Origin of the sequence: Mesorhizobium sp. M3A.F.Ca.ET.080.04.2.1, from assembly GCF_003952525.1 — a bacterium.
Taxonomy (GTDB): domain Bacteria; phylum Pseudomonadota; class Alphaproteobacteria; order Rhizobiales; family Rhizobiaceae; genus Mesorhizobium.
On the sequence record NZ_CP034451.1, the window covers coordinates 206,904 to 220,713 of the forward strand.

At 57.9% G+C, this 13,810-nt stretch carries 12 protein-coding genes; 2 read left to right on the top strand and 10 right to left on the bottom strand.

Going from position 1 to position 13,810, the window contains the following annotated elements; genetic code table 11:
• Positions 1–9: 9 nt before the first annotated feature.
• Entirely contained in the window at positions 10–987 is a 978-nt protein-coding gene (locus EJ074_RS00955) for a thiamine pyrophosphate-dependent dehydrogenase E1 component subunit alpha (RefSeq protein ID WP_129552609.1), read from the bottom strand.
• Positions 988–1,309: 322 nt separating this feature from the next.
• Between EJ074_RS00955 and EJ074_RS00960 the strand changes: the two genes are divergently transcribed.
• Positions 1,310–2,005: a TetR/AcrR family transcriptional regulator gene (locus tag EJ074_RS00960; RefSeq protein ID WP_129552610.1), complete on the top strand. Its 696-nt coding sequence runs from the start codon at positions 1,310–1,312 to the stop codon at positions 2,003–2,005.
• Between the two features lie 71 nt (positions 2,006–2,076).
• Here the strand turns inward: EJ074_RS00960 and EJ074_RS00965 are convergent, their stop codons facing one another.
• The 5 genes from EJ074_RS00965 to EJ074_RS00985 form a co-directional block, all read right to left on the bottom strand.
• The gene (locus tag EJ074_RS00965; RefSeq protein ID WP_245454780.1) at positions 2,077–2,895 is read right to left on the bottom strand and encodes a carbohydrate ABC transporter permease; all 819 of its coding nucleotides are present in this window, start codon (positions 2,893–2,895) and stop codon (positions 2,077–2,079) included.
• A 135-nt stretch (positions 2,896–3,030) separates the two neighbouring features.
• On the bottom strand, positions 3,031–3,981 hold the full coding sequence (locus tag EJ074_RS00970) for a sugar ABC transporter permease (protein WP_129552612.1): 951 nt from the start codon (positions 3,979–3,981) through the stop codon (positions 3,031–3,033).
• A complete protein-coding gene (locus tag EJ074_RS00975) occupies positions 3,978–5,381 on the bottom strand; it encodes an extracellular solute-binding protein (protein WP_129552613.1) in 1,404 nt (467 codons plus the stop codon). Before EJ074_RS00975 ends, EJ074_RS00970 begins: the two co-directional genes overlap by 4 nt.
• 60 nt (positions 5,382–5,441) lie before the next feature.
• A complete protein-coding gene (locus EJ074_RS00980) occupies positions 5,442–6,683 on the bottom strand; it encodes an ABC transporter ATP-binding protein (RefSeq protein ID WP_348626983.1) in 1,242 nt (413 codons plus the stop codon).
• A 759-nt stretch (positions 6,684–7,442) separates the two neighbouring features.
• The gene (locus EJ074_RS00985) at positions 7,443–7,625 is read right to left on the bottom strand and encodes a hypothetical protein (RefSeq protein ID WP_129552614.1); all 183 of its coding nucleotides are present in this window, start codon (positions 7,623–7,625) and stop codon (positions 7,443–7,445) included.
• Positions 7,626–7,679: 54 nt separating this feature from the next.
• On the opposite strand from EJ074_RS00985, the gene EJ074_RS00990 reads away from it, so the two are divergent.
• Positions 7,680–8,615 carry a MurR/RpiR family transcriptional regulator gene (locus EJ074_RS00990; protein WP_129552615.1) on the top strand — a complete coding sequence of 312 codons (936 nt, stop codon included), beginning with the start codon at positions 7,680–7,682 and terminating at the stop codon, positions 8,613–8,615.
• A gap of 170 nt (positions 8,616–8,785) precedes the next feature.
• On the opposite strand, the gene EJ074_RS00995 is transcribed toward EJ074_RS00990, so the two are convergent.
• The 4 genes from EJ074_RS00995 to EJ074_RS01010 all read right to left on the bottom strand — a co-directional run bounded on the left by EJ074_RS00995 (position 8,786) and on the right by EJ074_RS01010 (position 13,772).
• On the bottom strand, positions 8,786–9,673 hold the full coding sequence (locus EJ074_RS00995; protein WP_129552616.1) for a fumarylacetoacetate hydrolase family protein: 888 nt from the start codon (positions 9,671–9,673) through the stop codon (positions 8,786–8,788).
• Positions 9,674–9,773: 100 nt separating this feature from the next.
• A complete protein-coding gene (locus tag EJ074_RS01000) occupies positions 9,774–11,360 on the bottom strand; it encodes a GMC family oxidoreductase N-terminal domain-containing protein (protein ID WP_129552617.1) in 1,587 nt (528 codons plus the stop codon).
• Between the two features lie 131 nt (positions 11,361–11,491).
• Entirely contained in the window at positions 11,492–11,911 is a 420-nt protein-coding gene (locus EJ074_RS01005; RefSeq protein ID WP_129552618.1) for a nuclear transport factor 2 family protein, read from the bottom strand.
• Between the two features lie 103 nt (positions 11,912–12,014).
• Positions 12,015–13,772: a hydantoinase B/oxoprolinase family protein gene (locus tag EJ074_RS01010; protein WP_129552619.1), complete on the bottom strand. Its 1,758-nt coding sequence runs from the start codon at positions 13,770–13,772 to the stop codon at positions 12,015–12,017.
• Positions 13,773–13,810: the final 38 nt, after the last annotated feature.

The following is a 13,810-nucleotide window of genomic DNA, read 5'->3' on the forward strand; positions in this document are numbered from 1 at the left end:
GTCAGCCCCTCACAAATACTTCACATAGACATCGCTGGTCAGCGCCGACAGCGGCGGGAACGGCGCCGCCCGGGCAGCAGCGACCGCCTGGTCGATCGCCGCCTCGACTTCCTGGTCGACCGCGTCGAGCTCGGCTTCCTCCAGCAGCGACACCTCCTTCATCCGCCGGCGGAAGCTGACCAGGCAGTCGCGCTCCTGGCGCATGGCCTTCTTCTCCTCGGGCGTGCGGTAGGTGTCGGGGTCGCCGCTGTAATGGCCGTAGTAGCGCGGCACATGCACATGCAGCATCGTCGGGCCGCCGCCCCCTCGCGCCCGCTCCACCGCCTCGCCGGCGGCGCTGTAGACGGCAAACACGTCCGTCCCGTCGACCTCCAGGGTCGGGATGTCATAGCTCTCGGCGCGCCGGGTGAAGCTGCCGGCCGACACAGCCGCGTTGGCGGTGGCCTCGCCAAAGCCGTTGTCCTCGATGACGAAGACGATCGGCAGGTTCCAGATCTTGGCGAGGTTGAAGCTCTCCGACATCACCCCTTCGTTCATGGCGCCGTCGCCGGCAAAGGCCACCGCGACCTGCCTGGAGCCCAGCACCTTCATGCTGAGCGCCGCCCCGCAGGTGATCGGCGCGCCGGCCGCCACGATGCCGTTCGCGCCAAGCATCCCCTTGCGGAGGTCCGCTATGTGCATCGAGCCGCCCTTGCCGCCGCAGGTGCCGCTGGCGCGGCCGAACAGCTCCGCCATCATGCTGTCGATGTCGACGCCCTTGGCGATCGAATGGCCATGACCACGATGGGTCGACGAGATGTAGTCGCCCTCCTCAAGCTGCAGGCAAACCCCCACAGCGCTCGCCTCCTGGCCAGCATAGAGATGGGTGTTGCCCGGAATGTCACCGGTCCCCATTTCCTCCATCACACGCTCCTCGAACCGGCGGATCATCCGCATCGTTCGATACACCTTCAAAAGTTCATCATGGGAGAGTTGCAGAGCTGACATCGGGTCCCTGGCTCAAGATGGGTTTCGCTGGCGATGACGCGTTTGGATCGAGAACGGCCAAGCTCCAGGACCGCTCTTTGCAAAGGCGGGCCTGCCCGCTCAAAGCTAACTCCGATCATGGACGCCACTGGCAAGGCATCATAACCTAACTAACGTACGTTAGATAAAACGATGCGCATTTGCAAGGTCCATGATTCAGCCAATAGCTGCTTTCTGCCCCTCGGCTTGCGCTCCACGGTGACGCTATCGTCGTCACCTTCGAAAAGGTACAAACAGCCCGGTTGCGAGGATCGATTCTTTGCCGAGGGTGATAGGAACCAAGATGTCTCTTCCAGCTCAGGTACAGCTTGCGCGTGACGAACTAAGGCGCCATCTGGACAAATTCGACTGGGCAGGGCAGACCGCGCGGCGGCGCGAGATACTGCAGACTTTTTTGAAGCTTGCCACGACGGAAGGCTATTCATCCGTCACCATGAGGCGTCTCGCCAGGGCCATAGGGGTAAAGGCGTCCAGCATCTATTTCCACTTCCCGGCCGGCCGCGACGAAATCGTTACCGAGTCGATGCGCTGGCACTACTACGAATGGGGAAGCGCATTCCTCGAAGCAGTCGATCAATGTGACGGCGCGAACGAAATCTGGGATGCGATGGTGCGGGTACATCTTTCGCGGCAGCTTTCGCTTCCAGAGAGCGACCTTTGGGACATTCTTGTGGCCATGGACCGCATTGGCGGGTTCCTTCCCTCGGAAATCAGAGAGGAAATTGGCTATTGGCTGCAACTGTTTCCTCGCATGTATGAAGCTGCCGCACATGAAATGGGCTATAGAAACTGCGAGACCGCCGTGCATGTAGTAGTCGCCGTGTTGGACAGCGCGACCTCCTGGTGCAGATGGTCAGGCGACGAGGGCGATCTGAACGCCCAAGTGGAGCACGCCATAGCCGTTAGCCGTGCCTTGCTTTCCTCGCAGTCCGACATAGCGGAAGCGGCGACATCAACACCGAAGAGGTCACGCCGCTGAGGTCACCGGCCCGGCCAAGCGTGGGACGATCCAAAATGCCTTGGCCCGCCGGATGCCGCTCCCGCCTCTAATTACTTCACGGCCCCTCCGAGCGAGAATCCGGCCTTGAACTGGCGCGACATGCTCAGGAACAGAACGAGCACCGGAACAGAATAGACGATCGAATAGGCAGCCACCGCCCCATAGTTGATCGAGGTGGATCCCATGAAGCCGTACAAACGCACAGGTGCTGGCTGCTGATCAACATCGCTCAGAAGCACAATGGGGATGAGGAAATTACCCCAGGCGTTGACGAAGCCGAAGATGGCTGCCGATGCCAGGCCGGGCTTGGTGAGAGGGAAAATCACCAGACGAAGTATCTGGAAGCTGGAGGCCCTTTCCATAAAGGCCGCTTCCTCGAGTTCCGAAGGGATCGCATCGATGAAGTTCTTCAACTGGTAGATCTGGAACGGAAGCCCCGTCACACCAAGGAGAACCCCGGTGGGCACAAGCGAGAACCAGCCCAAGATGGCAAACATCTTATACGTCGGGACGATCAGGATCGAGATCGGAATCCCCGATAGAAACAGGATGGTCAACATCAACGGGTTCTTGAAGGGCACATGATGCCTCGAGAACACATAAGCCGCCATGAATGCGGCGGTTGTACCGACAACCATTGCGATGCCGGATAGAGCCAGGCTGTTGGCCAATGCGCTCAGGTTTTCCGCCTCGACAGCCGTGATGTAGTGGTTGACCGTCGGGACAGGCATCTTGAACTGGAACGACGCCGTTTGGTCGATAGACGCCAGCACGAGCCAAAGCATTGGGATGGCAAAGAAAAGCGTGATGACCAATACCGTGGTGTTGCTGATCAGCTTGCCGACGGTGAAGGACCTGGGCTTGTTCAACGGCAGATCGCCCCAAGGCGGATTCGTCGGGGGTGGACCGCCCCAGGGGAGATCAGTTTTGGTGAGCGGGGATGCATGCATTTCCACGACCTCTTATGAACAACCGACTGGTCGATGATTTCTGGGTGGAAGCATTCAGCGACGCGTTCGCCCGAAGTACAGGAAGAGCCAGCCGAGTATGGCCGAAAGCAAGACCATCACGTTGCCCAGAAGTGCCGAATAGCCAAGCTTGTGGAACTTGAATCCTTGCAGATAGGCGTAGACCGGCAGAATGTTGCTGTCATTGCCGGGTCCGCCACCTGTCATGAGATAGACGATCGTGAAATTGCCAAACGTCTGGAGCATCATCAGCAGCGCCACCGTAACAATGGTTGGCTTCAGCATCGGTATCGTGATCTGCATCAGGCATTGAGCTGAAGAAGCTCCTTCAAGTCGGGCTGCTTCATAAAGATCTTCCGGAATGCTGCGCAGCGCAGCCGAAAACATGATCAGGCTGAGGCCCGCGAAGGACCAGGCATTGGCCAACGACACAAAGAGCATGGCATGCTGATAAAGCAGATCCAGATTAGGCATGCCCACCAGCATTGCAATAATGCCTGACTGCGTGGTCGTGGCGAGCCAGACGAAGGCGATGGTGCTTGGCGGCAACGTCCAGGCCAGGATGGCGAATGTATTGCCGACCCATCTGGCTGGCGCGGCACTGCCCTGCATGGCAATCGCCAGGATCAAGCCCAGCAATGTGGCTCCCACAGCGCCGGATCCGACGACAAAGACCAGGGTCGACCATATGGATTGGTAGAACGTCGGATCGTCCACCAGATCGATGACATTGGCCAGGCCCGTGAACTGATAGTGGATTGCATGAAGCCCGATCAGCTGAAGGTTCGTGAAACCCAGATAGATCGCATAGAGCACCGGGCCAATGAACAAGCCGCCGAGAAGGATGGCCGCCGGCGAAAGAAACACGAAGCTCACAGGATCGACGCGCGGCTTGTCCAGGCGCGGGCCGTCGGGGGGGCTGACAGCCCCCCCTTCTTGAGCTCCGACTTTGGCGATTGGCACGCCAAAGGACAGGGACGAACTCATGGCAGCGTCTCGACCTTATCCTCTCCCAGCTGATCGGCGACGTATTTGTGCATCACCTTGACAGCATCGTCGATCGAGGTATCCGGTTTCAGCACCATGGTCTGCGTTGCCATCTGGAAGGCATAAGCCCAGACAGGAAGCTCGGGGCTGGACGGCATGCTGGTCGCTGTCGCAGTAAGATCCGCAAAGCTCGTCTGGAACCGCGGCAGACTGTAACCCAGATATACCGGATCCTTGCTGAGCGCAGGAGTCGGCGGAATAGCCGGGCCCCATGCGCTCAGATCAAGTTGCTGCTGCTTTTCGGTCATGATGTTGACTACAGCCCACGCCAGATCCGGATTCGGCGTATCCTTGTAGATCGCCGCGGCTTGAGTATCCATCGTCGCGGCGGTGTGCGGGGCCTGACCATTCGACGTTGGAACTGCCGTCGACCCGATGGTCTCCTGCTCCTTTTCTCCCCAGCACGGCGTGCAAACCTGGGGATTCCAGTCAATCGGGATCCAGTTGCCTGCAAACACGATACCCGTTTTACCCTCAGGCAAGATGGTCGCCGAGTTGTTGGTCGCGTTCGGGTTCATGATCTGCGACGAAGGGGCGAGCAGATTGTCGGCGGCGGCCTTCTTGTAGAACTCCAGAACCTCGCGGATGCCCTTGCTGTCGACAACCCACTTCTTGGTCTTCTGGTCGTAGATCTTGGGCTCGCTGGAGGCCGTCAGCAACAGCCCAGGCCCATTACCTAGGCTTGCTGGTCCCTGGGCGGTGCCGGTGATGAGCCAAATAGGCCAGGAGTCCGGAACCGCCTTCTTGATGGCGCGCGCCGCGGTGAGGATGTCGTCCCAGTTCTTGGGTGTCCAATCGGCCGACAGGCCTGCCTTCTCCATCAATGGGCGGCTGAACAGCAGCTGGTAGGTATTGATGCCCACGACAACGCCATAGTGGGTGCCATCGACCAAACCCTCGTTCTGCACGGGCTTCGGAAAGTCCTGCCACCAGGAAGCTGCCTTGGCCTTGTCATCCAAGGGAAGCAGAAGACCGCCATCGGCAAATTGCCCGATGCTGACGCTCATCACGTGAATGATGTCGGGTGCCGTTTTAGGTGAGTTGTACAGAAGGCTGAGCTTCGTCATGAAGTCTTCATAGCCACCGGGAATTGGAACGAGCTCCAAGGTATCCCCGGGATGGGCGGCTTCGAATTCCTTCTTGATGTTGCCGTACCATTTTGTGATCAGTTCCGGCTTGGAGAACATGTAGTCAAGGGCATATGCAACCTTGACGTTGGCGGCGGCAGCCTGCTGAACGAATCCAGCCGCGCTGCAAGCCAATGCTACCAGCGCCGCGGTAATAAGCTTGCCACGACGCTTTCGCGACGATGGCGAGCAACCTGTATTTGCAATGGTCATTCGTTCCTCCTTGCTGCAGTTCATGTGTTCCACCTGTTGGCCGAATTTCAGTTGCATTGCTCAACCTACCGATCGCGCCGGTTCGGCCGCGCTCAGCAGTTCTTTCTGAGGTGAACAAAGGTTCGCGCCAGAAATACTGTCGAAGAAGTGAAGGTCTCTTGGATCAAATACCAGATCGACCTGGTCGCCGATGCGAACGGGAGCAAAGCTGGGAAATCTGGAGTTGATCTCTGTCCCAGCGACATTGACCAGCACAAATGTTTCCGAGCCGGTTGTCTCGATGGACGCGACCGTACCGGTTATCTTTTGCGAGCAGCGCGAGGGGGCATCCTTCGTCCAATGCAGGTCATCGGGACGAATGCCGAGTTCCACTTCCGCCGGCAGAGCATCGGAAAACGCCTGCAATGCCAGCTTGAATGTGGTGCCAAGGCTGCTGAAGCGAGCGCTGCCGCCCTCCGTTTGAACCGTGGCAGGCAAGACGTTCATCTTCGGCGAACCGATAAACGTGGCGACCGCCTTATTGGCGGGGCTACGATACAATTCCGCCGGGGTAGCGACCTGCAGGATACGACCCTTGTCAAAGACGGCGATGCGGTGACCCATCGTCATGGCTTCGACCTGATCATGTGTCACATAAACGGTTGTCACCCCGAGCTGCCTTTGCAGATCCGAGATTTCCGTCCGCATGTGCGACCGCAAGGCCGCATCAAGGTTGGAAAGCGGCTCGTCTAGCAGGAAAAGGCGTGGCCGGCGGATCATGGCTCTGGCCAACGCGACGCGCTGACGCTGCCCTCCTGACAGTTCTGCCGGCCGCCGATCCAGAAGCTTGTCCAGACCAACCAGCTGCGCGACTCTTTCGACGCGGTTCGCTACGTCGGCCTTTGGTTCGCCGCGGACGCCTGGACCAAATGCCAGATTCTTGCGAACCGTCATGTGGGGGTAAAGAGCGTAGCTCTGGAACACCATCGCCGTGTCGCGGCCGCCAGGCGGCGTAAGCGTCACATCTTTCTGATCCAGCAAGATCTTGCCGTAAGTCGGGGTCTCAAGGCCAGCCAACATTCGCAGTGTCGTTGTCTTGCCGCAGCCAGACGGTCCGACAAAAACCATGAACTCGCCGTCGAAAATCTGAAGGTTGAGGTCATGTATAATTGTGGCTGCACCGAAGCGCTTCCATACGCTCTGGAATGTTACTGAAGCCATGGTCCTGCTAATACTTCCTACGTTCGTTGCGTTGTTATTGCCGGAGAAGCCGCTTCGGTCCGGAGTACCAAACAACCATTCGATGGAACGGATACGCTGCAAATCCAGTTCTCCCTCAGCAACCAATGGACCTTGCCGATGCCAAGCCCGTTCCGCCGAATGCCGCGCGAGAACAATCTCACCCCCATTCGCGTTGCGAATGCGATTAGAGAGACAGCCGGTCTCCCTTGATCGGATTTTGGCGAGGCGGTTAGCGTTGCCGCGGATCTGCCATGGTTGGTGGCGTTTTCATCATCGTTGTTCCCCTGCAAGCTGAAGCCTCGTTCTCCGACAAGTGCTCAAGCGGCAGTTCTTTTCCTGTCTCTACCTTCAGACGCCCGTCCCTCACTGTCAAATTTTGATCGGTGATGGGAGCAGATCATCCATTTTTATCAGAATTGGCGAGACGGGGTCGTTTTGGCTGGTTCACTCGGCAGCATGCGGCCCGCCTACCGTTCCTGATCCGTAGCCCGTTCTCACCCATCCTCAGCGGTTCTTGTTTCTGTACTCAACAGCATGATCCAATGCTTTGTCAAGTGGATCATGTGATCCGAGCATTTTTGGCTGCAATCCGGGAGGTCGTATCGACTTTGCGATATCGAGACGAAATCGACATTTGACAGTGGAAGACGGCGGGACTGCTAGGGACCGAATTGCGATCCATATGCCCTGCGCTGAGATCCAAAATGGAGCGGCTGCGACACCGACGCATCGAGTATGAGCAACGTGGAAGTACTTGGATTTTATCAACTCTGCGTTTTGCCAACTCAACTGCCTGTCCGGGGTGAACCAATTTTCGGGTTCCGTCCAAGGCGCGGTCGCCTATGCGAACGACAGGGCGCGACTGAAATCTTCGCCATCGGTCGGCGCCATGGTCAAACCCAGCCAGGCGCCCAAATGATGCCAGGCGATCTCGGCTGAAGAGATAATCTCATGGATCAATTGTTGCAGACGACGCTTGAAGTGTGTCAAGTAGGGGTGGGCGGGATTCGTCAAGTGGTCCACGCCGTACCTCCCCCGGGGAGACGCTGTGCCCCCTCGACTTGCCGGAGAGATCTTTTGACCGGAACAGATCTGCTTGACCGTATTAAGAAGATATGCGTCGAACTGTCTGGACAGACGGTGGATGCGGCTCACTACGTAATAAACAATGCCGACGACATCCCGTTCTATACGATGCGGGAAGTTGCTCGACGCGCAAGCATCCAACCCGTGAGCCTGGTGAGGCTGGCGCAGAAGTTGGGATTCGCCGGCTATGGAGAATTCCGGCAGCAGTTCATCGACGCAACGCAAGAGCGCAATCAACGCGATCGCCAGTCCATCAGCCGCAACGAGTCGAGCGCGCGCACCCTCATCACCGAAATGGGAAAGAGCTCGGGGCTGAAGGATTTTGTCGATTCCTTCTTCGCTACCGAGTTGGCTGTCGTTGAGCAGGCAAGGTCCCATCTGTCGGAAGAAAAGCTCGCCAATGCCGTCGAAGTGCTTGTGCACGCCCCTAAGATATATGTGATCGGCCGCCGAACCGCCTTCACACCCGCGTTCACCCTTGCCTACACTTTGCAGAAGGCTCGGCCAAACATAGTCCTATTGGATGTTCCTGGTGGAGCGCCTGAGGGAGCGCTTGACGATATCCGCCCAGGTGACGCTTTCGTTGGGGTAACTTTTGCTCCTTTCAACAGGCTAGTCCACAGGTTGACCGAAAAGGCCTCTCACGCGGGTGCAAAAGTTATCGCCATCACCGACAGTTTCGCCGCCCCGATCAGCAAGTTCGCGGGGCCGTTGCATTTCGTAGCACAAAGCTCCGGCCGCGCGTTTCCCGAATCCGCTTTAGGAGCGATTGCTATTTCTAATATCCTTGCTGCGTTGACCATCAGCAAGCTCGGTGAGGTGGCGCAGCACAGAATCCGCGAGAATGAACGATTTCTTGTCAATTCCGGCGAGTACCTGCTATCGAACGGCCCCAAGAAACGCCGGCGCGCTTCAGAAAAGAGCTGAGGCTATTTCATTCGACAACCCAGAAATGAAGGTCCACACCGGGCGCCCTAGCCAGACGGCTCCGGGTTGTATCTGCACGACCCGATAGCGAACTGCAACGTGCCGACTGAGATGGCCCGTTGCCATCCCCGATCCTCGCACCACATCCTTTGATGTCGCCTAACCTCTCGCTAGCGGACGATGTTTCGCAACAGGCCGACTTTCTGGAGCTCGACCTCAACGGTATCGCCAGGCTTCAGCCATAATGGAGGTTGGCGCTTGGCGCCGATGCCCTGAGGTGTGCCGGTGGTAATGATATCTCCCGGCGAGAGGGTCAGAAAAAATGAAATGTAAGAGACCAGATCGCGCACCGGGAAAATCATGTAGCGCGTGTTGGAGGACTGAACTTCAACTCCGTTCACACGGGTTTTGATGTCAAGATTCTGCACATCTCCCACTTCGTCAAGGGTAACAATTGCAGGGCCGCAAGGCGTGGAAGCGTCAACCGCCTTCCCCGCCAACCACTGCGTTCCGCGATACTGAAGATCACGTGCCGTGACATCGTTCAGGACCATCACCCCAGCCACGAAGTCGAGCGCGTCTTGCGCGCTGACACCCCGACATTCGCGACCGATCACGATCGCAAGTTCACCTTCGAAATCCAGATTCTGCGTGATGTTCGAGCAGCGAATTTCTTCGAACGGGCCAATCAACGTGCTGGCGAACTTGGCAAAGATATCGGGATGGGTGGGAAGCGCCCGGCCGGTCTCGGCAACGTGATCGTTGTAGTTGAGACCAATGCAAAGCACTTTTGCCGGATCCGTGACGGGCGGGCCAAGCCGCGTGGTTTCGAGTGGTCCAACAGCAGCCCGCGGATTTTCGCGGGCACCAGCGGCGAGCCGCTTTGACAGCTCCGGCAATGCTGCTCCGTGTTCGCGCAGCAGAGCGCTTATAGAGGAGACCGAGCCAGGGGCTTGACCGTGACGATCGCCAAGGATGGCCGCAATATCAAATACCGTGGACTCAAGCACGATGCCTGGCCGCCAAGAGCCGGATAGTTCGTAAGAAACGAGTTTCATTGGTTCTCCTGCTCCCCCTTCCGGGGCCCTACTCAATCAAGCATCGAAGATCTGTGGCCGCTGGCCAGAGCCGTCGCGAGAGTTCCTGGATGGATAGGTCTCAGATACGATTTCCCTTGAGAAAATCGGCGGCGCGCTCACCGATCATGATCGCGGGAGCGTTCAGGTTGCTGGATGTGACAAATGGCATGACCGAGGTGTCGGCGACACGCAGACCGTCGATGCCATGGACGCGCAATTGAGGATCCACGACAGCCATTTCGTCTGTCCCCATCTTGCAGGCGCCGCTCAAGTGGTAAGCGCCTTGCGTGTACTTTCTGGCAAAGGCCTCGAGCTCCGCACGCGTTGTGAGCGGCTTTTGAGGCAGATGCGCCTCACTGACGAATTTCTGCATCGACGGCTGCGCCATGATCTCCTGGCCGAGCCGGATGCCGTCAACGATGCGGTCTACGTCGTAGGGATGGCTCAGATAGTTGGGGTCAACAATTGGCGCAACGCTCGGGTCCGAAGATCTGAGGGCAACCCGGCCCCGCGATTTCGGGCGGCAGGCATAGACGTTAAGTGTGCATCCATTGCCGCTCGCGGTGGTTTCAACGCCTTCCTCGATGCCGGCGCCGGCCAGGAAGTGATACTGGAGATCGGGCGTTGGATCCGTCTTGTCTCCCCACCAGAAGGCCGCTCCCTCGCAAATGTTGGAGGTTACCGGCCCGCTACCGAACAGTGCGTATTCCACGCCCGCGGCCACTTGCCAGCGCAGCTTCTTGTACCTGTCGTAGCTGGTATCCGACTTAAGGTTATAGATTAGGAAGCAATCGGTATGGTCTTGAAGATTCTGACCGACGCCTGGAAGATCATGCACCACATCAACGCCAATGCGTTGGAGATCGCTTGCAGGTCCGATGCCCGAAAGCAGCAAAAGGCGCGGCGATCCGATGGCCCCGGAGGAGACCACCACCTCGCGCTCCGCACGCACGGTCACCAGTCGGCCGTTGTCGAGGTATTGAACACCCGTTGCACGGCCGCCTTCAACGATGATCTTTGTGACCTGCTTGTTCGTCACGACGTTCAGGTTACGTCGTTTTCGGGCCGGGTGAATATAGGCATCTGCTGAACTGCATCGACGGCCATTTTTAGTCGTCAACTGGTAGAAGCCAGCTCCTTTCAGGTCTCCAGAATTAAAATCCGGGTTGAAGGGGATACCGGCCTCCTGGCAGGCTTTTACCCAAGCCTTGGTCAGCGGAAGAGTATGCTGCTGGTTCGATACGCTTAACGGGCCATCCTGCCCGTGCGCTTCATTCGAATAGACCTCATTGTTTTCTGCTTTGCGGAAGTACGGAAGGACATCCTTATAACCCCAGCCGTCGGCCCCGTGGGCAGCCCAGCGGTCGTAGTCTGAAGGCGCCCCTCGCATATAGATCAAACCATTGAGTGAGCTGCCGCCGCCCAGGACGCGCGCCTGCCCGACCTGAGTTTCAAGATTGTTCTGATGCTTAAGGGTTTCGACCTTGTACCATTGCATCAAGGAGCTCTTGAAGGACTTATAGAACGTGACCGGAAACCGGATCCAGATGCTGCTGTCCCTGGGTCCTGCCTCGAACAATGTCACCGACGCGTCGGGATCCTCGCTCAATCGGCCGGCCACCGCGCATCCAGCAGATCCTCCGCCTACAACGATGAAGTCGGGCATGGCGCTTTCTTCCTTCCAATTTTAGGTCTGCCCGAAATGTAGGCTTGCATCAGCTATCGAGAACACGATCAACCCTCGGCCAATCGCAGCCAAGCCGCCTGCAAGGGTCGATCAACGGATGATGATCTGGCTCATTGAATGCCGGCGAAAAAACTATCGACTTCTGCCTGGCGCATGTCGCTGAACCAACACTCCACGATTTCTTCATTCTCGAAACGGTAGGCCGCAAGCCGGTCGGTACGGACCCGCTTGTCGCCACGCGACCAGATTTCATGGACCATGATGAGGATTGCGTCATCCGATTCTGCGATGACTTCATCGTGGCCGGCCTCGCCCCCCGTAATCCACTTGTCGGTGTAGGCTGCGACCTTGTTCACCCAACCTTCGAGAAAGTCTTTCGCGCCATGAAAATCTCTGGAAAGGACGGGATGCGTACCGCCCATGTGGACCACCAGGTTCTTGGCATAGAAGCTGCACCCCCTTTCGATGTCTCCACTCGACCAGGCATCGTGATAGTCTCGCAAAATCTCAATCGCACGCTTTTTGCTCATTTTCGTCCCATCCCTTCGTCGGCGTATGAATCCCTGCCGAAAGCATCAAAGAAAGTTGCATGTTTCGGAGCTCCGCAATGAAGCATTCGGACATGCACCAAAATCAGTGGGCGAACGGCTGCGCCCCTGACCTTTGCCTCGCTGCGGTAGACACAACAGATTTCCCATCTTCGGAGATCTCCACTCCATATGTTTGAAGCGCTGCCTGCCGCGAGACAACGCCGTCACGGACGTCACGCAAAACGGCCTCCGGATCGCGCAAGTGCGGATGACCCCAGCCACCGCCGGCTGAAGCTTCAATGACCAGATGGAGCGGCTCGACTTCTTCAACGCCGTAGGGCGGACAACGAAGCTCCTCGCCAGTCGCCAGATCGAATGCCTTTATCGATCCCTTGACACCCCATTGCCCGCCGTTGACACCGGCACCTGTCGGTTTGCGGGCACCTTCTCCGCGTAGCAGATGTTCGCCGCCGGCCAGCACATCGACAACGTAATCGACGCCGGGTCCGCCCCTGTATTGGCCAGCGCCACCGGTATCGCTGCGCATTTCGTAGCGATGCACGCGCATCGGATAGGATTGTTCATAGGTTTCAATGTTGGGGATGAACATTCCGCCCAGTGTCATTTGGTGGCTGGTGGTGGGGAACCCATCCCTTCCCTTGACCGCGCCGCCACCCGAGCTGCCATGCCAGTGGTACAGAACGAAGACGCCTCCGGAAGGCTTCTTGCCGGACGAAATTCCGAATACGGATTTGCCCCAGCCCGCGCAAGCGCGCTCCGGATCAGCCTGCGCCAGCGCCCCCCAGCACGCGTTCATAATATCGATTGCTGGATAGACTGTATTCATCGTCATCGGCGCCGGTGGCAGCGCATTCACGATCGTTCCCTCAGGGGCTATGATCTTCACGCAGCGATAAGTCCCCTCATTGTGGGGAATTTCGGGATCCAGGAACGCGGAAAGAGCGCAGTACACAGCCGAGTGCGTGTTGGCGATGCCACTATTCTTGAAGCCTTTGATTTGCGGTGACGTTCCGGCAAAATCAAAGGTCATCGTATCGCCGTCAATTGTAAGCTTGACGCGGGTTTCGACGTTGACGATGTCGAAGCAGTCCGTGTCGCTGACGTCCGACGCTTCCCACGTACCGCTTGGTAGTTCCGAGATTGCCTGGCGCATCCGCCGCTCGCCGTAATCGAGAAGGGCGTCCAGGTAGGCGTTGCCCTTTTTGACACCCAGCTGGCTGACGACATCGGCCAGGCGCTGACCGCCGATGCGCGTCGAACCGATCATGGCACCGAGATCCCCTTCCAGCAGATCCGGGCAGCGCGAATTCAAGAGCAGCATGCGCCACAGATCGTCACGCAGTTGGCCTTTCTCGATCAGCTTGAGAACGGGCAAGCGAATCCCTTCATGAAAGATTTCGGTCGCCTTCGCATTGTAGGTACCCGCTGCGCCGCCACCGATATCGGACTGGTGCGCACGGTTGCTGCAAAACCCAATCAGTTCGTCATCCACGAAAACGGGGCGGATAAGGGTCCAGTCAGGCAGATGGTTGCCGCCGGCAGCATACGGATCGCTCAAGATGAAAACATCTTCCGGCTCGATGCGCCCGGCGAAATCCCTCAACACCGCGCGGACCGCGAACCCGCCACTGCCCGAATGGATCGGCAAGCCGTCGGCCTGGGCGATGGTCTCGCCGTTCGCGTTGCTCAAAAAGCAAGAAAAATCATGGCTCTGACTGAAGATCGGGCTTCGCGCAGTGCGGACCATGATCATCCCCATCTGCAGGCTGATGTGATCCAGCTGGCGCTGCAGAATGGCAATGAGGATGGGATCGTACTCGATAGAGGAAGCAGTGCTCATGGTTTGACCTTATCGACCGTTTGCATCAAGCGACTTGC